This window comes from Nocardia sp. NPDC052254, from assembly GCF_040679495.1.
GTDB lineage: Bacteria > Actinomycetota > Actinomycetes > Mycobacteriales > Mycobacteriaceae > Nocardia.
This window is the reverse complement of sequence record NZ_JBFAUW010000001.1, coordinates 1,021,662-1,043,691: the sequence shown is the minus strand read 5'-3', so window position 1 is coordinate 1,043,691 and position 22,030 is coordinate 1,021,662. Positions and strand designations below refer to the sequence as shown.

The following is a 22,030-nucleotide window of genomic DNA, read 5'->3' as shown; positions in this document are numbered from 1 at the left end:
GCACTCCGTTACTGTAGTCCGATGTCCGATCGCTCGCCATCGACGCCGCTCGGCGGGGAATCGAATGCGGCGCCGGTCGGCCGGGAGGCGGTCGTGGCGGCGGTGATGGAGGCCGCCGCCGACCTGTTCGCCGAACGCGGTCCGGCCGCCACCTCCATCCGCGATATCGCCGAACGGGCCGGGGTCAATCACGGCCTGGTCTTCCGGCATTTCGGTGCCAAGGATCAGCTGGTCGGCGCGGTGCTCAAATTCCTGGGCGAGGAATCCGGTGCGCTGGCCGCATCGGGTCGGCTCACCACCGCGGATCCGGGGTTGCGGCGTCATCTGACGGTGCTGGCGCGCTGCATTCTCGACGGTTATCCGGTCGGTGAGCTGCAGGAACGTTTTCCGGTGATGGCGCTGATGATCGACAGTGTCCGGCCCGGAGTGGACAGTGATCGCGAGGCCGGGCTGGCGGTGGCGCATCTGGCGGCGTTCGCGATGGGCTGGCAACTGCTCGAACCGTTCCTGCGCAGTGCCGCGGGGCTGCAGGATCTGAGCGATACCGAACTGCGCGCCGAGATCGACGCGCAGGCCGCACGCATCCTGCGTCTCTGAGCACGATGACGGCGGCGGGTGTGGGAGATCGGCGCTGTCGGACCGGGTGAGTACCGTCGAGGCGTGAGCGAAGGGTTGTTCGAGGCGCCGGAGGTGGACTCGCCGGGGGAGACCGGAATATCGGGCGGATCGTCCGCACTGCCACCCGTTGGCCGGATGTCGCCGCTGGCGGTGCGCATGCGCCCGGCGAGCCTGGACGAGGTGGTCGGGCAACAACACCTGCTGGGACCCGGGTCGCCGCTACGGCGGTTGATCGAGGGGTCCGGAGCGGCGTCGGTGCTGCTCTACGGTCCGCCTGGAACCGGTAAGACCACCTTGGCCGCGCTCATCTCCACGGCCACCGGTCGCCGTTTCGAGGCATTGTCGGCCCTGTCCGCGGGGGTCAAGGAGGTACGCGCGGTCATCGATCTGGCCCGGCGGCGGTTGCTGGTGGGGGAGCAGACCGTGCTGTTCATCGACGAGGTGCACCGGTTCTCCAAGACCCAGCAGGACGCCTTGCTGGCCGCGGTGGAGAACCGCATCGTGCTGCTGGTCGGTGCGACGACGGAGAACCCGTCGTTCTCGGTGGTGTCGCCGCTGCTGTCCCGGTCGCTGGTACTGCAACTGAAATCGTTGTCGGACAGCGATATTCGCGAGGTGCTGCGTCGCGCGATCGCCGACGAACGCGGCCTGGACGGGCAATACGGGGTCAGCGAGGCGGCCCTCGACCACATCGTGCGCATCGCCGGTGGCGACGCACGCCGATCCCTGACCGCGCTGGAGGCGTCCGCGGAATCCTCGCTCGACGGCACCGTGGACGTGGATCTGGTCGAGGCGAGCGTGGATCGGGCAGCGGTGCGCTACGACCGCGCCGGGGATCAGCACTACGACGTGATCAGCGCCTTCATCAAATCGCTGCGGGGCTCCGATGTCGACGCGGCCCTGCACTATCTGGCCCGGATGATCAGCGCGGGCGAGGATCCCCGCTTCATCGCGCGGCGATTGATGATCCAGGCATCCGAGGACGTCGGCATGGCCGATCCGACCGCGCTGCAGACCGCGGTCGCGGCCGCGCAGGTGGTGCAGCTGGTCGGGATGCCGGAGGCGCAGCTGGCACTGGCGCACGCCACCATCCATATCGCCACCGCGCCCAAGTCCGGTGCCGTCGCCGCGGCCGTCGGCGCCGCGATCTCGGACATCTCGGCCGGTAAGGCCGGGGCGGTTCCGGCGCATCTGCGCGACGGGCACTACGCGGGCGCGGCCGCACTCGGCAATGCCCAGGGGTATCGGTACCCGCATGATCATCCGGACGGCGTGCTCACCCAGCAGTATCCGCCCGACGAGTTGATCGGCGCCGACTACTACACCCCGACCGACCACGGCTACGAGCGCGAAGTGGGGCCGCGGGTGACCAAACTGCGCCGCATCGTTCGTGGACGCGCAGGGGCGCCCGACCGCTGAAAACAGGCTGGACGCCGCCCGGTAGGCTGGATATTTGTGCAGACCCACGAGATCCGACGGCGATTCCTGGACCATTTCGTCCGTGCCGGCCACACCGAGGTACCCAGTGCCTCGCTGATCCTGCCGGACCCGAACCTGCTCTTCGTGAATGCGGGCATGGTTCAGTTCAAGCCGTATTTCCTGGGCCAGGAGGCGCCGCCGTTCGCACGGGCGACCAGTGTGCAGAAGTGTGTGCGCACCGGCGATATCGAAGAGGTGGGTGTCACCACCCGGCACAATACGTTCTTCCAGATGGCCGGAAACTTCTCCTTCGGTGACTATTTCAAGGAAGGTGCGATCGCCTTCGCCTGGGAGCTGATCAGCCGGTCTCAGGAGGAGGGTGGTTTCGGACTCGATCCGGAGCGCATCTGGGTCACCGCCTACGAGAGTGATCCGGAGGCCGCCGAGATCTGGCACCGCGTCGCGGGAATTCCCGAAGAGCGCATCCAGTTCCGCGACGGCAAGGACAACTACTGGGACATGGGTGTGCCCGGTCCCGGTGGCCCGTGCTCGGAGATCTACTACGACCGCGGCCCCGAATACGGTGCCGAGGGTGGACCGGTCGCCGACGAGGACCGCTACCTCGAGATCTGGAATCTCGTGTTCATGCAGGACATTCGCGGTGAGCAGAGCCCGAAGCTGGGGTTCGCGCCGGTCGGATCGCTGCCCAAGAAGAACATCGACACCGGTATGGGCGTCGAGCGGGTCGCGATGCTGTTGCAGGGCGTCGACAACGTCTACGAAACCGATCTGCTGCGCCCCATCATCGGCAAGGCCGAGGAGCTGACCGGTAAGAACTACGGCGTCGAACATGCCGACGACGTCCGCTTCCGCGTCATCGCCGACCATGCCCGGACCTCGGCGATGCTGATCGCCGACGGCGTCAACCCCGGAAACGACGGTCGCGGCTACGTGTTGCGCCGGCTGTTGCGCCGCATCGTGCGCTCGGCCCGGCTGCTGGGTGCGGAGAAGCCGGTCATCGGTGAGTTCATGAAGGTCGTCAGCGACCTCATGGCGCCCTCGTATCCGGAATTGGCCACCGACTTCACCCGTATCGAAACTGTCGCCGTGGGTGAGGAGACCGCCTTCCTCAAGACTTTGAGTACCGGTTCGAAGTTGTTCGACGACGCCGTGGCGGAGGTGCGCGCGTCCGGTGGTCGCCGGATCGCCGGCGACGAGGCCTTCACCCTGCACGACACCTACGGATTCCCGATCGATCTGACACTGGAGATGGCCGCCGAGGCCGGACTCGAGGTCGACGAAGCGGGCTTCCGGGCGCTGATGGCGCAGCAGCGCCAGCGCGCCAAGGACGACGCCCAGGCCCGCAAGCACGCGCACGCCGATCTGTCGATCTACAAGGAGCTCGTCGACCGCGGCGCGACCGAATTCACCGGATTCGACGAACTCGCCACCGAAGCGACGGTATTGGCGTTGATCGCGGATGGCGTGCGGGTTCCCACCGCCACCGCGGGCCAGGCTGTCGAGGTCATCCTCGATCGCAGTCCGCTCTACGCGGAGTCCGGCGGCCAGATCGCCGACCGTGGCACCATCACCACCTCCGGCACCGAACTGCGCGTCACCGACGTGCAGAAGATCGCCAAGAAGCTCTGGGTGCACAAGACCACGGTCGAGCGTGGACAGGTCACCGAGGGCGACGCGGTGCTCGCCCAGGTCGATCCGGCCTGGCGACGCGGTGCCACCCAGGGGCACTCCGGTACGCACATGGTGCACGCCGCGCTGCGGCAGATCCTCGGGCCGAACGCGGTGCAGGCCGGTTCGATGAACAAGCCCGGCTACCTGCGATTCGACTTCAACTGGCAGGGCCAGCTGTCGGAGGCGCAGAAGGCCGATATCGAGGCGGTGTCCAACGACGCGGTGGGCTCGGATTTCCCGGTCAACACCTTCGTCACCGATCTGCCCAAGGCCAAGTCCATGGGCGCACTGGCGCTGTTCGGCGAGAACTACGGTTCCGAGGTGCGGGTCGTGGAGATCGGCGGACCGTTCTCGATGGAGTTGTGCGGCGGTACCCATGTCGAACATTCCTCGCAGATCGGGCCGATCACGCTGCTGGGTGAATCATCGGTCGGTTCGGGTGTGCGCCGGGTCGAGGCCTTCGTAGGACTCGATTCCTACAAGTACCTGGCCAAGGAACGGGCGCTGCTCGCCGGTGTGGCCGCCTCGCTGAAGGTGCCCTCCGAGGAGGTGCCCACGCGGGTCGAGCAACTGGTGGAGCGGCTCAAGGTCGCGGAGAAGGAGCTCGAGCGCACCAAGGCCGCCGCGGTGCTGTCGCAGGCCGGGAAGTATGTCGAACAGGCGCAGCGAGTGGGCGGGGTGCTGCTTGTGGCCGCCGCCGCCCCGCAGGGGGTCGGCGCGGGTGATCTGCGGACTCTCGCCTCCGATATCCGCGGCCGGTTCGGCAGTGAGCCCGCGGTGGTGGTGTTGCTGGGCAACACCGACGGCAAGGTTCCGTTCGTGGTCGCGGTGAACAAACCCGCCCAGGAGCTCGGTTTCAAGGCCGGTGAGCTGGTGGCCGCCTTCGGCCCGAGCATCGCCGGGCGCGGTGGAGGCAAGCCCGAGATGGCTCAGGGCGCCGGCTCGGATCCGTCGGGAATCGAGGCCGGGCTCTCCGGCCTGCGCGCACGGGTGGCCGAGATCGCCGGCTGATGAACACATCCGAGGATTCGGATAGCGCGGACCCGGAGAAGTCTCGATCGGGCGCGATCCCGGAACCGGGGCGCGAGAGCGCGGGTGGCCGGCCGGACCAGGTGTCGGCCGATCGCCCCGATGCGGCGACCGACCCCGGCCGCGGCCGCCGCATCGGGATCGATGTGGGCACCGTCCGCATCGGGGTGGCCGCCAGCGATCCGGACGGGATTCTGGCGACTCCGGTCGAGACGGTGGCCACCGCCAAGAGCGGGAAACGCGGTGCCGACGCCGACACGGCCCGAGTTGCCGAGATTGTGCGGGAGTATGAGGCGGTCGAGGTTGTCGTCGGCCTGCCGCGCACACTGCGCGGGGAAAATGGTGCATCGGCTGCCATGGCTGCGAGATTCGCCAAACGTTTGCGAAGGCTGATTCCCGGTGTGCCGATACGACTTTCCGACGAACGTTTGACTACGGTGTCAGCTGCACGTGCATTGCGGGACAGCGGAGTTCGCTCGCGCGGCCGTCGGCAGGTGATCGACCAGGCGGCCGCTGTGTCGATCCTGCAAGGGTGGTTGGACGAACGGAGTGCAGTGTTGAACTCGGCCGGTGCAGGCGAGGACGAGTGGTCGGATGAATGACCGCTGGGCCCGGGCCGGAGAGCGATCCAGGCAACGCGCCGACGAACAGCAGCGGCGCTACCGGCGCGGCGGTGCGCATCGCAGCACCACCGATGAATGGGACGATTACGAGGACGACGACACCGCGGTGATTCCGCGCTACGTCGACGAGGCTGAGCCTGTCGCGCCTCCCCCCGATGGTGGTTACGGCGGTGCGCACGAGTTCGCGCCCGGTCACGGCGTGCCGGGGCGCCCCGCGCCGCGCGGCGGCCGGCATGCCGCCGCCGAGCCCGATTACGGCGAACCGCAGTACGACGCCGCGGACTACGCGGAATACGACGATCCGCAGTTCACGGATCCCGATTACGCCGAGCCCGGTTACGGTGATCCGTCCTACGACGAACCCGGCTACGCCGACGAGTACGGCGAGCCCGAGTATCTGCCGTCGACGGAGCACCGCTATCGGAGGTCCGACGACGAGTCGGGGTTCGAGTCCGAACGCGAATTGGTTCCGATCGTCTTGGACGAGCCCGCCGACGATCCGCCGGTGCGCCGCGGCTCCCGCGCCGAGAGCGGATCGCCGCGTGCGGCGCAGCGACGCGACGGCACATCCAAGAAATCGACGAAGAAGTCGAGCGGACAGTCCCGGGCCGCGGGGCGTCCCGGCCGCTCGGGTTCCTCCGGTCGTGGTCGCCGCTCCTCCCGGGCCGCGTCCCGCAAGGCCGTCGAACGGCAGCGGCGTCGGCGCAATGTGGTCGTGCTGTCCTGTGTGTTCGTGGTCCTGTTCCTGGTGGCCGGTGGATACGCGGGATACAAGTTCATCCGGTCGATGGGCGGGCCCGAGGACTTCGACGGTCCGGCCGGTCCCTTGGCGATCGTTCAGGTACACAGCGGTGACACCGCTCAGCAGATCGCCCAGACGATGGTCACCGAGGGCGTCGTGAAGAGTACCGGCGCCTTCTATGAAGCAGCCGTGCGCAATTCGGGTATCACCTCGGTTCAGCCCGGCTTCTATGCGGTGCCCTCACACAGCAAGGGCGCCGATGCGGTGGAGGCCCTGCTCACCAAGACCTCCCGGGTGGGCAATGTGGTCGTCTCCGAGGGCAAGCGCCTGCACGATTCGACCGACGTCAACACCGGAGCCCGCAATGACGGGATCTATCGCAAGATCGCCGATGCCAGCTGTGTCGGCACGGGCGCCGAGCGCAAGTGCACCACCTACGAACAGCTCGACGCGGCGGGGGCCAAGACCGATCTCGCCGCGTTGGGTGTGCCGGCGTGGGCGATCGACGAGGTGCGCAACGTGCCGGACCACACCCGGCAGCTCGAGGGCCTGATCTCGGCCGGTGCCTGGAATTTCGATCCGTCCGGCACGCCGGAGCAGATCCTCGCTCAGCTGGTCGGCGAGAGCGCCGCGAGTTACGAGACGACCGGATTGCTGCAGGCGGGCGGGACCAACGGACTCGACCCGTACCACATGCTGATCGCGGCCTCACTGGTCGAACGGGAGGCGCTGCCCAAGGACATGCCCAAGGTCGCGCGGGTGGTGGTGAACCGGCTGGCGAAGGGGCAGCCGCTCCAGCTGGATTCGACGGTCAACTACACCCTCGACCGCACCGAGGTCGCGACCACCGACAGTGACCGCGCCCGGGAGACTCCGTGGAACACCTACGCCATGTCGGGTCTGCCCGCCACGCCGATCTCCTCACCGTCACTCGATGCGCTGCGGGCGGTCGAGAGTCCGGAACCCGGGCCATGGCTGTACTTCGTGACCGTGGACAAACAGGGGACCACCCTGTTCACCGAGAGCTACAGCGAACATCTGCGCAATATCGAACGCGCCCAGCAGAGCGGAATTCTCGACAGTGGCCGATGATCACGTGACGCGGGATCGGGGAGCGCCGCGCAAGGCCGCGGTGCTCGGTAGTCCGATCATCCATTCCCGATCACCGCAGCTGCACCTGGCCGCGTACCGGGCCCTGGGCCTGGACTGGACCTACGAACGTATCGAGTGCACCGGTGAGCAACTGCCGGGGCTCGTCGACGGGCTCGGTCCGGAATGGGTCGGATTGTCGGTGACGATGCCCGGTAAGGTCGCGGCCCTGAACCACGCCACCGAGCGCACCGAGCGGGCCGTCCTGGCCGGATCGGCGAACACCCTGGTCCGCACGGACAAAGGCTGGCGCGCCGACTGCACGGATGTGGACGGTGTGCGCGGGGCGCTGCAGGGCGCCGGTGTCGAATCGGCCGATCGCGCGGTCGTCCTCGGTGCCGGTGGTACCGCGCGGCCGGCCCTGCTGGCGCTGGCGGATCTGGGCGCCCGCGAGGTCACCGTGGTCGCCCGTGCCGCGGAACGTGCCGCGTCCACGCTGGCGCTGGCCCGGCAGCTCGGGATGGCAACGGAATTCACCGATTTCGCGGCGGAGCGGGTGGGGGCGGTGTGTGCGAAGGCGGACGCGGTGGTCAGTACGATCCCGGCCACGGCCGCGGCGGTCGTGGCCGAGGAGGTCGCCGCGGCGCCGGTGGTTCTGGACGCGATCTACGACCCGTGGCCCACACCGTTGGCCGCTGCCGTGCGGCGGGCGGGCAATACGGTGGTCAGTGGTCTGCAGATGCTGCTCAATCAGGCCTATGGCCAGGTCGAACAGTTCACCGGCCGCCCCGCGCCGCGGGCCGCGATGGCGGCCGCGCTGGATCTGCGAGACTTCTAGAACCGGTTCCAATTAGATGACGTCACAACACAGGCTAAGGTGATCGACATGAATTCGTGGGTGTTGCGTGCCATAGTCCTGGGTGCGCTGACCGTGGTACTGCGAACGCTGCTCGGCTTCGGGATGATCTACTGGCCGACCAACGGTTCGTGGATGCGCATCGTCTGCCTTGTCGTGCTGATCGTCACCGGCGTGGCCTGGGGCCTGCTCGACGGTCGTGGTGATCGCCGGGCCAATCCGGATCCCGAGCGAGGGGGAGCAGACCTCACCATGCGCTGGTTGAAGGCTGGTGTCGTCGGTGGTCTGGGCAGCGGTCTGGTGTCGTGGATACTCGACTACCTGCCGAAGTTCGATCTCGGTGACAACGGCCTGCTCTTCGAGCTCACCGCCGGTGCCGCGTTCATCGTGCTGATGATCTTCATTCCGGCGATGGTCGGTGTGGGAATCGGCCGGTTCCTGGTGGGCCGGGAGCAACGCAAGGGTGAGAACTCCGCTCCGCCGGCCGCGGCCTCTCCCGCCTGATTCTTCGCTCGCCCGGACATCCGGGCCGCAGGACTGGTCCCGCGGCCCGGATTTTCCTGTCCTAGAGCAGAATTCCGCCCCCGGCGCTGTCCTCGCGCGCGATGGTGGCATACGCCGCGGCCAGCAGGGACGGGTCCGGACCCTCCAGACGGCCGGGTTTGGCCAGACCATCCAGTACGACGAATCGGACGACGCCCGAGCGGGTCTTCTTGTCGGTCTGCATGGTCTCCAGCAGTTGCGGCAATGCGTCGGCATCGTAGGTCGTCGGCAGCCCGACACTCGCGAGAACCGCGCTGTGCCGATCGGCGGTGGCGTCGTCGAGGCGACCGGCCAGCCGGCCCAGTTCGGCCGCGAACACCAGCCCGACCGAAACGGCCGCGCCGTGCCGCCAGCGGTAGCGTTCGCGGCGTTCGATCGCATGGCCGAGCGTATGACCGTAGTTGAGGATCTCGCGGAGGCTGGCCTCCTTGAGATCGGCGGCCACCACATCGGCCTTGACCTGGATCGCGCGCCGGACCAGCTCGGGCAGGACCTCGCCGGTGGGATCGAGGGCGGCCTTCGGATCGCGTTCCACCAACTCCAGGATGACCGGATCGGCGATGAATCCGGCCTTGATGATCTCGGCCATCCCGGCGACGATCTCGTTGGCCGGGACGGTCTCCAGCGTCACCAGATCGACGAGAACCGCCGATGGCTCGTGGAAGGACCCGACCAGGTTCTTACCGGCCTCGGTGTTGATTCCGGTCTTCCCGCCGACCGCCGCGTCGACCATCGCGAGCAGCGTGGTGGGCACGTGGACCACCGAGACCCCGCGCATCCAGGTGGCTGCCACGAAGCCGGTCAGGTCGGTGGCCGCACCGCCACCGATGCTGATCACCACGTCCTGGCGGGTCAAGCCGATGCGGCCGAGCACTTCCCAGCAGAAGCCCGCCACCGGCAGGTCTTTACCGGCCTCGGCGTCGGGGATCTCGATGCGGTGGGCGTCGATCGTCTCGCCCCCGGCGCCGACCGCTTGTTCGGCCAGTGCCGTGCGTACCGCCTCGGCGGTCTCGGCCAGCGGCGGCTGATGGAAGATGGCCACGGTCCGGACACCGGGGTGGCGGGCGACCTGCTCGACCAGTTCGCCCAGCAGCCCGCGGCCGATGATGACCGGGTACGGATCGGCGGTGCGGACCTCGATACGGGTGGGCTCACTCATGTGTGCTGCTCCGATTCCTCTAGTGCTCGTCGTAGGCGTGCGCGGCGGGCGCGGGCCCGGCGGGATCGCCCGGCCCCGGGGGCGGATTCGTGATCGGATCGCTCGGCGGCCGGGCCGGGCGGGTCCGCGGCGGCGGATTCCTTCGCGGCACCGGGCCCGGCCCGCTGTGGGCGCGGCGCGGCGTCGGTGTTCGGCGCGGGCGGTCCGGCGGGCCGGGAGGCGGTGCGGCGGATCCGGCCCGATCGCGAATTCGATTCCGGTACAGGGGGGTTCGACGCGGGGGTGTCGGTTCGCGCGGCTGCGGACGGTGACTCGGCGGTCTCCGGTGCAACTTCCGTCCGGTTACGGGAGTGCCGGCGTCCGCCGCGCCGGGATCGGCGCGCCCGCCGACGCGGTTGTGCCGGACCGGATGCGCCGCAATCCTGCTGTACCGGTTCGGATTCCGCGGACGTGCCCGCCGCTTCGGTGGCCCGATCGTCGCCGGGCGGGCCGGACGGTGGGGTGGTGGCGGCCGGGCGGGTACGACGGCGCCGGCCACGGGTGCGGGAGCGGCGGGTGCCGGTGTTGTCCGCAGCTGCCGGGTTCGGTTGCGGCGTTGTGGGTTCCGTGGGTTCGACGCCGAGTTTGACGAGTATCGCGCGAACCACCCGGCCCGGGCTGCGACCGTCGGTACGAACCCGGATCGCGGCCACCTCGCGGTAGAGGGGGCGGCGGATCCGCATGAGTTCGCGATATTTCGCGCTGGGATCGTCGCCGGCGAGCAGCGGCCGGTTCGTCGAGGCGCCGGTGCGCCGCAGCCCCTCGGAGACGCTGATCTCGAGATAGACGACCGTGCGCCCCCGGAGCAGGTCGCGGGTCGCCTCGGAGAGGATCGCGCCACCACCCAGGGACACGACCCCGTCCTCGGACATGATCGCGTGCCGTACCACCCGCTCCTCGATGCGCCGGAATTCCGGCTCACCGTCGGCCGCGAAGATCTCCGGAATGGTGCGGCCGGTGTCCTCCTCGATCCCCGCATCGGTGTCGTACAGGGAGACGCCCAGTTCACGGGCGAGCTTGCGCCCGATCGTGGATTTACCGGCCCCCGGCGGGCCGATCAGAATCACGCTCGGGCGGCTCGGATCGTCGCGAACCATCACGACGGCTGGCCCGGGCGACCGGCCCGGGCGATGCCGCGCGCGGGGTCAGCCATTCATGCCTCCGACGCCACGGCACCCGGAACGTGCGGCCGGCTGTGGACGCGCTCGAGGTAGCTCGTGACATTGCCGATGGTTTCGGGGAGCGAATCGCCGCCGAACTTCTCCAGCACCGCCTGGGCGACGACCAGGGCCACCATGGCCTCGGCGACGACGCCCGCGGCGGGGACGGCACACACGTCGGAACGCTGATGGATGGCCACGGCAGGCTCACCGCTGGTCATGTCGATCGTGGACAGTGCCCGGGGAACGGTCGAGATCGGCTTCATGGCCGCCCGGACCCGCAGCGGCTCGCCATTGGTCATCCCGCCCTCGAGACCGCCGGCGCGGTTGGTGGAGCGCAGCACGCCGTCGGGGCCCGGCCGCATCTCGTCGTGCGCGGCGCTGCCACGGCGGCGCGCCGTTTCGAAACCGTCGCCGACCTCGACCCCCTTGATGGCCTGGATGCCCATGAGGGCGGCGGCGAGCCGCGAATCCAGGCGCTGTTCACCACTGACGAACGAGCCGAGGCCGACCGGCAGTCCGGTGACGACGACCTCGACCACACCGCCGAGGGTGTCGCCGTCCTTCTTGGCGGCCTCGATCTCGGCGATCATCGCGGTCTCGGCCTCCGGATCGAAGGCACGCACCGGACTGGCGTCGATCGCGTCGAGATCGGTTGCACCGGGGACGAATCCGGGCCGCGCCGCCGCGGTACCGATCGATACGACGTGCGAGACGACATCGACGCCGAGTGCCTGGCGCAGGAATTGGCGGGCCACGGTGCCGGCGGCGACCCGGGCCGCCGTTTCCCGGGCGCTGGCGCGTTCGAGCACATTGCGGGCATCGTCGAATCCGTACTTGAGCATGCCCGAGTAGTCGGCGTGACCGGGGCGGGGCCGGGTCAGCGGGGCATTGCGGGCCAGTTCCGCGAGTTCGTCCTCGTCGACCGGGTCCGCGGCCATGACCTCGGTCCACTTCGGCCACTCGGAATTGGCGATCTCGATCGCGATCGGGCCGCCCATGGTCCGTCCGTGCCGGATTCCGCCGACGATGGTGATCTTGTCGGCCTCGAATTTCATCCGCGCGCCCCGGCCGTACCCCAGCCGGCGACGCGCCAGTTGCGCGGCAATATCGGCAGAGGTCACCTCGACACCGGCCACCATCCCCTCGAGGATGGCGACGAGGGCGGGACCATGAGACTCTCCGGCAGTTATCCAGCGCAACACGACCTCCATCTTTCCACGTCACGACGTTTCCCCGGACATCGGTGTCCACGCGCCTACACCGTGGGCCACAGTGCCGCAACGGTAGCCAGGCACATCGCGGGTCCGTGCGGCACCGTGATCGGCGCGGCGAGCACACCGCGGGCACACGTCGAATCCGGGCGATCGGACCGCTCGCCGTGCGGGACTCGGCGGTCCGTCGGTCGGCGCGGGGCACGGTGTTCGGCGGGTGGCGGCACATGTTCGGAAGGTCCCGACGCGACCCGACCGCGGACCTCGCGCCCGGGCAGGCCGCGCGGCTCGCGCGTTCGTCCCGGAAGTGCTCCGATGCGCGGCACCGGCAGGACATCGCCACCGGAGCGCGGGGCGAACCCGCCTGCGGCGAGGAGTCCCGCACCGGCCAGCGCCGTGAGCAGTGGCGCGCCGAGCGCCGCCCACACCCAGCACTGCGTGCCGCCGCAGACCGCGGCGGCACCGGTACCGAGTGCGAGCTTGACGTCGCCGGCTCCGCAGGCGGCCGGGGCGATCAGGTGGACCAGCAGGTACGGCACGGCGAGCAACAGGGCGCCGCCACAGGCGGGCATGCCGTGCCCGGTGACCGCCGCGACGGTGAGGAGCACCGCGGCGCCGGGCAGCGTGAGCGCGTCGGGCAGGCGCCGGGTCCGGATGTCGATCGCGCTCAGTACAGCGCCCCAGATGATCAGGGCGGCATAGGCGATGGCGTTCATGGCCTCCATCGTCGTTGTCCGCGAAGGTCGGGACAGGGCCGTGAGCACCGAATGTGGACAACGGCAACGGGTGTGAATACGCGACGGGTAACACCGGCCGGCATGGCCACGACCGGGCGCGCGACGGTGACGGCGTGACGACCCCGCAATATGACAGTTGTAGCGTGACAACCATGTCTGCTGATGACGGTGCCCTGCGTCCCGACCACGCGGCGCGCCGGGCCGGGTTGCGAGACCTGTTGGTGGAGAACGGGGTAGATGCCCTGCTGGTCACCGACCTGGTGAATATTCGGTACCTGACCGGCTTCACCGGATCCAATGCCGCGCTGCTGGTGCACTCCTGGGACGGCAGCCAGGTGGAGGACGAAGGTCCCCGCACCGTCATCTGCACCGATGGCCGCTACATCACGCAGGTCGGTGAACAGGTACCCGATGTCCGAGCCGAGATCGCCCGGGCCAGTGCCCGGCGGCTGGTGCAGCTGGCCGGGGAGTGGCAGATCGGCCGGGTGGGCTTCGAGAGCCACGTCGTCACCGTCGATCAGCACCGCGCATTCGAGGAACAGTGCGGTGGCCTGCAGTTCGTCCCCACTCCCGGACTGGTCGAGCAGCTGCGCACGGTGAAGGACGCCTACGAGGTCGACCGGTTGCGCACCGCCTGCGCCGCCGCGGACGCCGCGCTGGCCGCTTTGCTGGAACGGGGCGGGTTGCGGCCGGGTCGTAGCGAGCGTCAGGTCGCCCGGGAACTGGAATGGCTGATGTTCGAGCACGGCGCGGACGGGATCGCCTTCGAGACCATCGTCGCCGCCGGTGCGAATTCGGCTGTGCCGCATCATCGCCCGACCTCGGCGGTGCTCGCTGCCGGTGATTTCGTCAAACTCGACTTCGGTGCCGTGGTGGGCGGGTACCACTCCGACATGACGCGCACCCTGGTCCTCGGTGAGCCCAGCGACTGGCAGCGCGAGATCTACCAGCTCGTGTACGAGGCGCAGCGCGCCGGGCGCGAGGCGCTGGCGCCGGGAGTGCGGTGCGCCGATGTCGATGCGGCCTCGCGCGGAGTGATCGAGGCCGCGGGATACGGCGATCTGTTCGTCCACGGGCTCGGGCACGGTGTGGGGTTGCAGATCCACGAAGCGCCTCCGGTGGCCAAAACCGCGACCGGTACACTGCTCGATGGCGTGGCGGTGACCGTCGAGCCAGGTGTGTATTTCCCCGGCCGCGGTGGAGTTCGCATCGAGGACACGCTCGTGGTTCGCGCGGGGGAGCCGGAACTGCTCACCCACACCGGCAAAGACCTCACCGTGGTCGATTGACCCGGCTGCCCGAACGGGCCGGCCCGCACGGCCGGCCGCAGAACGTCCAACAGTACTAACGAGGAGATCCGAGGACAGTGGCGGACACCAGCGACTTCAAGAACGGCCTTGTGCTGAAGATCGACGGTCAGCTTCAGCAGATCATCGAATTCCAGCACGTCAAGCCGGGTAAAGGTCCCGCTTTCGTGCGGACCAAACTGAAGAATGTGCTGTCCGGCAAGGTGGTCGACAAGACTTTCAACGCCGGCGTGAAGGTCGAGACCGCGACCGTCGACCGCCGCGATATGACCTACCTGTACCACGACGGGTCGGACTACATCTTCATGGACGGCCGGACCTTCGACCAGATCAGCATCGACGAGCAGACCGTCGGCAAGGGCGCGGGCTTCCTGCTGGAGAACATGACCGTGCAGGTCGCGACCCACGAGGATGCGCCGCTGTACGTCGAACTGCCGGTCACCGTCGAGCTCGAGGTGACTCACACCGAGCCCGGCCTGCAGGGTGATCGCTCCAGCGCCGGCACCAAGCCCGCCACCCTGGAGACCGGTGCCGAGGTGCAGGTCCCGCTGTTCATCAACGTCGGCGACAAGCTGAAGATCGACTCGCGCGACGGCGGTTACCTGGGCCGGGTCAACGCCTGATCCGGCGTACTCACCGGCCCGCGGCCGGAACCATGGGCGGCGCGCGCGTATCGAATTTCCGATATCGCTCGCGCCGCCGTCGACACTGCGAACGGGATAATGGTGATCGTGGCTGATCAGCCCGTGGACAAGAAGTCCACCCACAAGAAACTCGGTGCCCGGCACAAGGCTCGCCGCCGCGCCGTGGATCTGCTCTTCGAGGCCGAGGCCCGCGACATCGATCCGGCCGACCTGGTGGCGGAGCGGCTGGAGCTGGCCGGTCGCGACGACCAGGTGGCGCCGGTGAATCCCTACACCCGCACCCTCGTCGAGGGGGTGGCCGACGATCTGGACCGCGTCGACAACACCATCGAGTCCTATCTGCAGGATTGGACCCTGGCGCGGCTGCCCGCGGTCGATCGAGCGATTCTGCGGGTGGCCGTGTGGGAGTTGTTCCACGCCACCGATGTGCCTCCGGTCGTGGCGGTCGACGAGGCGGTGGAGCTGGCCAAGGAACTGTCCACCGATGATTCGCCCGGCTTCGTCAACGGTGTGCTCGGACGCATCGTGACCGTGGCCGACCAGGTGCGCGCGGCCGCGGCGGCCACGCGCCCGGACACCGGCGCGTGATGATCAAATATCTCGTGCTCGCGATGCGGACGCCGGTGTGGTCCGACGATGTGATCGAACCGCATCGGCAGTGGCTGGCCTCCGTGCGCGATGCGGGTCAGCTGGATTGCACCGGGCGATTCCCCGACGGTAGCGGCGGTGCCTATGTGGTGCTGGCCGAGAATCTCGACGCCGCACGGGAATTGGTGTTCACCGATCCGATCCATACTTCCGGTGCGTCCGAACTGACGATCTACGAATGGGAGATCACGGGCTGATCGCCCATTCGGCGGATTTCGGACATTGCCGTCATTTCGGTTGTGAGGTTTCGGCGAACGTAGGGTTCACTGTGCTGGTCTCTTGACTGGTAAAGGTGGACAGAATAATGCGGTTCAATTCGGCGTCGGCACGTACTGTGCTACGTCTCGTCCCTGCGATCCTCGCGGCGGCCACGCTCGCGACGACCGGCTGCTCGGCAGTCGAAAAGGGAGTCGACAAGGGCGTTGCGGCGGCCAAGGACCGCAACAAATCGGACACCGCCCGGGCCAAGGTCGGCGACTGCATCAACGTCATCACCGCATCGGCCGTCGATTCCGACACCGAACCGGTGGCCTGCACGTCGGACAAGGCCGTGTACAAGGTCGTGCAGGTGCAGGATCAGAAGGTCGAATGCGCCGCCGACTACACCTCCTACGAAGAGACGATGAACGGGCGTACCCTCGCCTACCTGTGCTTGTCGCCGAATTTCACAGAGGGCAAGTGCTATGCGGAGTCGCCGCTCAGCGGCTACAGGTTCGTCGAGTGCGGGGCCGCCGACGCCAGCTTCCGGGTAGCGCAGCGTGTCGACGGGCAGTCCGACGAGAACCTGTGTGGCGAGGAATCCGACAGCGTCATCACGCTGTCGGATCCGCCGACAACCTTCTGCCTGGCGCCGGTCAAGCCCTGATTCGAGCGTGAATCAGGCTGTCGCGGGGCGCAATACGATGGTGCCCCGGGTTCGGCGCTCGTCGACGAGCCGATGGGCTCGCTGCGCCTCGGTCAGCGGTAGCACGCTGTCGATCAGTGGGGTGAGCTCGCCTTCGGCGGCCCGCCGCAGCACTTCCGCCCGGCGGTCCGCCACGCCTGCCAGCCACTGCGGCCCGGAACAGCCGACGAAGGTGAGTCCGCGCATGATGAGGTCGGTCGTGGTGATCTGCGCCGGTGCGCCCGACAGCCAGCCGTAGCCGAGCATGCGGCCGCGCAGTGGTGTCATGAGGTCGAGCAGGAGTGCGGCGGTGTCGCCGCCGATGGAGTCGAACACCACGTCGATCGTGCTGTCGCCCAGCAGATCTGCGAGCCGTTGCGGCCAGTGTGGATCCAGGTGGTCGACGACCGCATGGGCGCCCAGTTCGCGCGCGCGTTCGATCTTACCGGGGCCACCGGCGGTGGCGATGATCCTGGTCGCGCCGGATCGGGCCGCGAGCTGCGTCAGGTAACCGCCGATACCGGTCGCCGCGGCTTCGATCAGTACGGTGTCGGCGCCGGTGAGGCCGGCGGCGTCCAGCAGTGCCGATGCGACCGAGCCGCTCGCCGCCACCGCGGCGGCGGATTCGGCGGTCAGTCCGTCCGGTACCGGGACGGCGGTCGCGGCCGGTGCGCACACCCGGTCGGCGTAGGTGCCGAAATCGTTGCGTGCCACCAGGACCCGTCTGCCGATCCAGTCCGGATCGACATCTTCGGCGACGGCGTCGACGATTCCCACCGCCTGCATTCCGAACACCGTGGGCACGGGCACCGGCATCGGGAACGCGCCGGCTCGCAGCCTCGTCTCGGGGTAGAGCACCGGCGCCGCCTCGACGCGGACTCCGATCTCGCCGGATTCGAGGTGAGGTTCGTCCACCTCGCGCGCGATGAGTACCTCGGGGCCGCCGACTGCGGTCATTACGATTGCTTGCATATCAACTCCATAAGTTGACCGATGGTCCAGATATGCCGAGAATATGGACCGCTGGTCAATTTTGTCAACGGAAGCGGAGAAGTGGGTGGCCGAGCGCAGAGAACGAGCCGATGCGGCACGCAACCGCCGTGCGATCCTCGAGGCCACACGCACACTGCTCGCCGAGGGTGGCGCCGACGCGGTCACCATGGATCGGGTTGCCGCGACCGCCGGGGTCGGGAAGGGAACGGTGTTCCACCGCTTCGGATCTCGCGCGGGGCTGCTGCATGCGCTGGTCGCCGATCCCGCCGAAACGCTGCTCACCGCGATCACCGACGGCCCGCCGCCGCTGGGGCCCGGAGCCGAGGCGGCGGAGCGGCTGCTGGCCTTCTTCGACGCGATGGCGACGATGTTCATCGACAACGCCGAGGTGATGGCCGCGGTGTACCGCAGTGTTGCCCCGCATCCACGCACCGCCGAATTCCATGACGGATGGACCGCGCACATGACGACCCTGCTGGCGCAGGCCCGCCCGGATGTCGACGCGGAGGCGGTCGGTGGACTTCTGTTCGGCGTCTTCGGTACGGACTACGCGGTCGCCGCGGTCCGCGCGGGGGAGGGAGATCGGCTGCGCGCCGCCGCCCGGCAGCTGATGGAGTCGGTGGTCAGCCGGTGATCAGCAGGCCGGCCACCGCACCCGCTGTCGCGACGACCGCCAGTGCGAACCCGGTGCAGACGAATCGCAGCGGCGGCACGCGCACCGCATGCGAACGGCAGAATTCCAGGCACAGCAGGGTGGCCAGCGAGGCCCAGGGTGTGATGATCGCTCCGGCGTTCGTGCCGATCAGCAAGGCCAGCAACGGAGTTCGGTGCGCTGCCGGGATGACCGCCTCACCCGCGGTGTAGGCGGGCAGATTGTTGACGATGTTCGACAGCCCCAGACCCGCTCCCGCCGCACGGAAGGCGCCGAGCGCGCCTGGATCGGTCCCGATCAGCGTGTGCATGAGATCGGAGAGCCCATAGCGGCCGAGGGTCGGGATGACCAGGAACAGGCCGACCACGAAGATCAGCAGCTGCCAGGGGATCAGTGACAGGCGCAGGGCATCGCGATCGAGGATGACGAAGCCCGCCACGGCCAGTACCGCCGCGGCAGTGGCCGCGAGCCCGATCCGGTCGCCGACGAACGGGATCGCCACGATCAACAGCGCGCAGGCGCCGCCGGTGGTGAGAAACAGTGTGCGTCCCCGTCGATCCTCGAACCTGATCGGCGGGGGCGCGACATAGCGGTCGGTACCGCGCCGGCCCCGGCGCCAATACCACAGCCACAGCGCCGCCATGGTCGCGGCGAGCGCGATGAGCTGGGGTAACCACATGCGCGCGGCGAATCCGGTCGCGTCCAGCCCGATCCGGTCGGCGGCAAGCAGATTGGTGAGATTGGAGACCGGGAGCAGCAGGCTCGCGGTATTGGCCAGCCACAGTGTCGTCATCGCCAACGGCAACGGAGGAATGCGCGCGGGCCCGGCCAGTGCCAGCATGACCGGCGTGAGCAGGACCGCGGTGGTGTCGAGATTGAGAACCGTCGTGGTGAGGGCCGCGAATCCCACACACAGGACGAACAGCGCCGGATATCGTCCCCGCCCCGCGATGGCCAGCCGGTGGGCGATGACATCGAAGACCTGAGCGCGCCGCGCCAGCTGCGCCAGGACGATCACACTGCCCAGAAACAACAGCAGCGGCCCGATCCGGCGCATGTTCGCTGCGGCCTCCGCGCGTGGCAGCAGCCCCGACAGCACGCACAGCACGCCGACGAGCAGCAGGGCGAGACGAATGCGATCCAGCAGCCGCGATGAGGTGCCACCGGATGATTCCGCCTCGGTTTCGACGGTGGTCACCGGTTCGGGCATGCGGTCATCTTCGCATCGTGGCCGCGACGGGCCGGGATCGAGTCCCGCGCGCTCGTCCGGAAGGGGCATGGGTCGCGCGGTGCTCACCCGGACACCGCATCGGTCGATCGGGTATCTGCGGGGTGAGGGTGGCCGGATCGTGGATGCCGAATTGCCGCCCGTCGCTATGGATGCAGGTAGCCGGTCGCGGACACGACACGAGCGCGTCCACAACCGATGATCAGTTCCGTGCGGTGAAGATCGTGGGCGGCGGGGGTGCCCTGCGTGTCGGTCTGCCGATTCAAGCCCTCTACAATTGTTGCACTGTGCATGAGTTGAGCGTCGGGCATGGGGGGTTGTGATGGGTGTGCGGTCCTCGGAGGCGCGCGGCGCGTGGCGGTGGTCGCTCCCACTGCCGGCGAGCACGCCGTGGCGGGAATGGCTGGGTGGCAGTCGCGGCGGTCTGGTGGTGCTGGCCCTGGTGATCGGCGCCGGTGCCGGTGGTGGCGCGATCGTCTTTCGCTGGCTGATAACCGGTTTCACGCACCTGTTGTCCGGACATGACGACTACTCGGCCGTCGGCCACCTACCGAATCCACACCTTCCGGCGCTGGGCCCGTGGTTCGTGGTGCTCGCGCCGGTGGTGGCGGGTCTCGTCTACGGGCCGCTGGTGTACCGGTTCGCGCCCGAGGCGCGCGGCCACGGTGTTCCGGAGGTGATGTATGCCGTCGCCGAACGTGGTGGTCGGATTCCGCCGCAGGTGACGATCGTCAAAGCGCTCGCCTCCGCGCTGTGCATCGGTGGCGGGGGATCGGTCGGGCGGGAGGGGCCGATCGTACAGATCGGCTCCGCGTGGGGATCCAGCGTCGGGCGACTGACCCGAATTCCGGAGCGGCGCTTGCGAATACTGGTCGCCTGCGGGGCAGCCGGAGGTATCGCGGCGACGTTCAACGCTCCCGTCGCCGGGCCCTTCTTCGCGATGGAGTTGATCCTGCGCGATTTCGCCGCCGAGTCCTTCGGTGCGGTGGTGCTGTCGAGTGTGACCGCCACGGTGATCGGCCGCGCGGCCATGGGAAACGAGCCATTCCTGGATCTGCCCGTGTTCACCTTGCGTTCGGGGTGGGAGTACGGTGCGTTCGCCCTGCTCGGCGTCGTGGTCGGAGCGATCGGTGTCGTATTCACCCACGTGCTGTACCGCGTCGAGGACCTCTGTGACTGGGCCTGGCGCGGGCCGGAGTGGCTGCGTCCCGCGGCCGGCGGTCTGCTTCTGGGAGGTGTGCTGCTGGTCCTGCCGCAGATGTACGGGGTGGGCTATCCGGTGCTGTCGAACGCCATCGGCGGTCGCTACGTGCTGTGGATGCTGGTCGTGCTGATGGCCGCCAAGATGCTCGCCACGAGTCTGACCATCGGCATCGGTGGCTCCGGTGGGGTGTTCGCGCCGTCGTTGTTCATCGGAGCGATGGGCGGCACCGCATTCGGTGTCGTCGCCCACCACCTGTTTCCGGCGGCGACCGCGGCGCCGGGGATGTACGGACTCATCGGGATGGGCGCCGCTTTCGCCGGCGCGACCCGGGCCGCGATCACCGCGGTCGTCATCCTGTTCGAACTCACCGGCGAGTATTCGATCATCCTGCCGCTCATGCTGGCAGTGGTCGTGGCCACCGGAGTGTCTCGTGTGCTGTCCCGGGAAACCATCTACACCCTCAAGCTGACCCAGCGTGGGGTGGATCTCGATGCCGCGCATGCCGGTCCGGCCGGTCGGCTCGACCGCACCCGGGTCGCCGACGTGATGGGGCCGTGCCCGCACCCGATCGCGGCCGATACGACCGTCGGCGACGCCAGTCGTGTCGTCTGGGCGTCGGCGCACCACGTGGTGCCGGTCGTCGGCGCCGACGGTCGATATCGAGGTTGTGTCACCGCCGCGGCCGTGGCCGAAACACTCGCCGATACCGAATCCGCCGCCGTCACCGTGGCGGATCTGGCGGTGCTACCGCGTACCGTGACCGAAACCAGCACTCTCGCAACCGCTCTCGACCAGTTGGCCGACGAGCCGGGTATCGGTGTCCCGGTCGTCGACCACTCCGGCGAGACGGTCATCGGCTGGCTCACCCACGGCGCGGTCCTCGGGGCCCTGCGTGGCGCGGCTACAACTGGTAGCCCTCGATATCGTCTCCCGGCGCCGGTTCACCACCGGCCGCGGTGAACGCGGTCAGCGCCCGTACGAGGCCCTCCCGATCGGCCACCGGCATTCGCGCGGCGACCGCGGCGATCTCGTCGCGGCGGTGAGCGGTGGCGGTATCGACCACCTGACGCCCCCGATCGGTCAACGCGACGATCTGCTCGCGGCGCGACTGCGGGTTGGTTCGCCGGTCCAGCAGACCGCTTCCGACCAGGCGATCCACCATGCGGGTGGCGGTGGAGGGCTGGACGTTCAACAGCCCCGCGAGGGTTGCGACATTCGACGGCCCGCGCGACAGGATCACCAAGGTACGGAACTGCGGAAAGGTGATCGTCTCGTCGACCGCCGCGATGGACCGCGCCGACAGGGCTACCAACAGTCGAGAGGCCGTCAGCAACGCGTCGGTCAACTGGTCGACGTCGCGTGCCTGCGCCGATTCGACCTTCGTCACGAACCACTCCTCCCGCCGTTCACCCTTGCGTTTCGAATCATATTGTGCGCGGGGCCCCGCGCCCGCGACGACGAGCGGAGAAGTGCCGGTGCGGACACCTGCTTCCGTGTCGGCGGTTCCGTTGTCGGCACCGACGCGCCGGCGCACGCCGACGGCGAGAGAAT

The 22,030-nt window shown here is 68.7% G+C and carries 20 protein-coding genes and 1 pseudogene; 14 read left to right on the top strand and 7 right to left on the bottom strand.

The window, feature by feature from the left end; translation table 11 throughout:
* The first annotated feature begins 21 nt into the window (after positions 1–21).
* The 7 genes from AB0L57_RS04670 (at position 22) to AB0L57_RS04640 (ending at position 8,572) form a co-directional block, all read left to right on the top strand.
* Positions 22–597: a helix-turn-helix domain-containing protein gene (locus AB0L57_RS04670; protein ID WP_364957044.1), complete on the top strand. Its 576-nt coding sequence runs from the start codon at positions 22–24 to the stop codon at positions 595–597.
* Between the two features lie 117 nt (positions 598–714).
* Complete coding sequence (locus tag AB0L57_RS04665) at positions 715–2,037, top strand: replication-associated recombination protein A (RefSeq protein WP_364957308.1); 1,323 nt, start codon at positions 715–717, stop codon at positions 2,035–2,037.
* A gap of 36 nt (positions 2,038–2,073) precedes the next feature.
* Entirely contained in the window at positions 2,074–4,740 is a 2,667-nt protein-coding gene (alaS, locus tag AB0L57_RS04660; protein WP_364957041.1) for an alanine--tRNA ligase, read from the top strand.
* A gap of 101 nt (positions 4,741–4,841) precedes the next feature.
* Positions 4,842–5,360: a Holliday junction resolvase RuvX gene (ruvX, locus tag AB0L57_RS04655; RefSeq protein ID WP_364957038.1), complete on the top strand. Its 519-nt coding sequence runs from the start codon at positions 4,842–4,844 to the stop codon at positions 5,358–5,360.
* Complete coding sequence (mltG, locus tag AB0L57_RS04650) at positions 5,353–7,215, top strand: endolytic transglycosylase MltG (RefSeq protein ID WP_364957035.1); 1,863 nt, start codon at positions 5,353–5,355, stop codon at positions 7,213–7,215. The genes ruvX and mltG overlap by 8 nt, the downstream gene beginning before the upstream one ends.
* Entirely contained in the window at positions 7,205–8,050 is an 846-nt protein-coding gene (locus AB0L57_RS04645) for a shikimate dehydrogenase (protein ID WP_364957032.1), read from the top strand. Before mltG ends, AB0L57_RS04645 begins: the two co-directional genes overlap by 11 nt.
* Positions 8,051–8,098: 48 nt before the next feature.
* Positions 8,099–8,572 carry a B-4DMT family transporter gene (locus AB0L57_RS04640; RefSeq protein ID WP_364957029.1) on the top strand — a complete coding sequence of 158 codons (474 nt, stop codon included), beginning with the start codon at positions 8,099–8,101 and terminating at the stop codon, positions 8,570–8,572.
* Between the two features lie 61 nt (positions 8,573–8,633).
* On the opposite strand, the gene aroB is transcribed toward AB0L57_RS04640, so the two are convergent.
* From aroB to AB0L57_RS04620, 4 genes and pseudogenes are all read right to left on the bottom strand, one after another.
* Positions 8,634–9,770, bottom strand: coding sequence for a 3-dehydroquinate synthase (aroB, locus tag AB0L57_RS04635; RefSeq protein ID WP_364957026.1), 1,137 nt, complete (start codon positions 9,768–9,770; stop codon positions 8,634–8,636).
* Positions 9,771–10,390: 620 nt separating this feature from the next.
* Positions 10,391–10,906, bottom strand: a pseudogene (locus AB0L57_RS04630) (shikimate kinase); the annotation flags it as partial.
* Positions 10,907–10,962: 56 nt separating this feature from the next.
* On the bottom strand, positions 10,963–12,183 hold the full coding sequence (gene aroC / locus AB0L57_RS04625) for a chorismate synthase (RefSeq protein WP_364957023.1): 1,221 nt from the start codon (positions 12,181–12,183) through the stop codon (positions 10,963–10,965).
* A 44-nt stretch (positions 12,184–12,227) separates the two neighbouring features.
* Positions 12,228–12,899 (bottom strand): A24 family peptidase, encoded by a 672-nt coding sequence (locus AB0L57_RS04620; protein ID WP_364957020.1) that lies wholly within the window; start codon positions 12,897–12,899, stop codon positions 12,228–12,230.
* Positions 12,900–13,072: 173 nt separating this feature from the next.
* On the opposite strand from AB0L57_RS04620, the gene AB0L57_RS04615 reads away from it, so the two are divergent.
* From AB0L57_RS04615 to AB0L57_RS04595, 5 genes are all read left to right on the top strand, one after another.
* Positions 13,073–14,209, top strand: coding sequence for an aminopeptidase P family protein (locus tag AB0L57_RS04615; RefSeq protein ID WP_364957017.1), 1,137 nt, complete (start codon positions 13,073–13,075; stop codon positions 14,207–14,209).
* A gap of 77 nt (positions 14,210–14,286) precedes the next feature.
* Positions 14,287–14,850 (top strand): elongation factor P, encoded by a 564-nt coding sequence (efp, locus tag AB0L57_RS04610; RefSeq protein ID WP_364957014.1) that lies wholly within the window; start codon positions 14,287–14,289, stop codon positions 14,848–14,850.
* Positions 14,851–14,958: 108 nt separating this feature from the next.
* Positions 14,959–15,459 carry a transcription antitermination factor NusB gene (nusB, locus tag AB0L57_RS04605; RefSeq protein WP_364957011.1) on the top strand — a complete coding sequence of 167 codons (501 nt, stop codon included), beginning with the start codon at positions 14,959–14,961 and terminating at the stop codon, positions 15,457–15,459.
* Positions 15,459–15,716 (top strand): YciI family protein, encoded by a 258-nt coding sequence (locus AB0L57_RS04600; RefSeq protein ID WP_364957009.1) that lies wholly within the window; start codon positions 15,459–15,461, stop codon positions 15,714–15,716. Before nusB ends, AB0L57_RS04600 begins: the two co-directional genes overlap by 1 nt.
* 107 nt (positions 15,717–15,823) lie before the next feature.
* The gene (locus AB0L57_RS04595) at positions 15,824–16,384 is read left to right on the top strand and encodes a hypothetical protein (RefSeq protein WP_364957006.1); all 561 of its coding nucleotides are present in this window, start codon (positions 15,824–15,826) and stop codon (positions 16,382–16,384) included.
* A 12-nt stretch (positions 16,385–16,396) separates the two neighbouring features.
* On the opposite strand, the gene AB0L57_RS04590 is transcribed toward AB0L57_RS04595, so the two are convergent.
* Positions 16,397–17,374, bottom strand: a complete 978-nt coding sequence (locus AB0L57_RS04590) for a zinc-binding dehydrogenase (RefSeq protein WP_364957003.1) — start codon at positions 17,372–17,374, stop codon at positions 16,397–16,399.
* 85 nt (positions 17,375–17,459) lie between these two features.
* On the opposite strand from AB0L57_RS04590, the gene AB0L57_RS04585 reads away from it, so the two are divergent.
* The gene (locus AB0L57_RS04585; protein ID WP_364957000.1) at positions 17,460–18,029 is read left to right on the top strand and encodes a helix-turn-helix domain-containing protein; all 570 of its coding nucleotides are present in this window, start codon (positions 17,460–17,462) and stop codon (positions 18,027–18,029) included.
* Here AB0L57_RS04585 and AB0L57_RS04580 read toward each other — a convergent pair.
* On the bottom strand, positions 18,019–19,257 hold the full coding sequence (locus AB0L57_RS04580) for an SLC13 family permease (RefSeq protein WP_364956997.1): 1,239 nt from the start codon (positions 19,255–19,257) through the stop codon (positions 18,019–18,021). The two genes, AB0L57_RS04585 and AB0L57_RS04580, sit on opposite strands and share 11 nt — an antisense overlap.
* Positions 19,258–19,597: 340 nt before the next feature.
* On the opposite strand from AB0L57_RS04580, the gene AB0L57_RS04575 reads away from it, so the two are divergent.
* Entirely contained in the window at positions 19,598–21,439 is a 1,842-nt protein-coding gene (locus AB0L57_RS04575; protein WP_364956995.1) for a chloride channel protein, read from the top strand.
* On the opposite strand, the gene AB0L57_RS04570 is transcribed toward AB0L57_RS04575, so the two are convergent.
* The gene (locus tag AB0L57_RS04570) at positions 21,381–21,866 is read right to left on the bottom strand and encodes a MarR family transcriptional regulator (RefSeq protein ID WP_364956992.1); all 486 of its coding nucleotides are present in this window, start codon (positions 21,864–21,866) and stop codon (positions 21,381–21,383) included. The two genes, AB0L57_RS04575 and AB0L57_RS04570, sit on opposite strands and share 59 nt — an antisense overlap.
* Between the last annotated feature and the right edge of the window lie 164 nt (positions 21,867–22,030).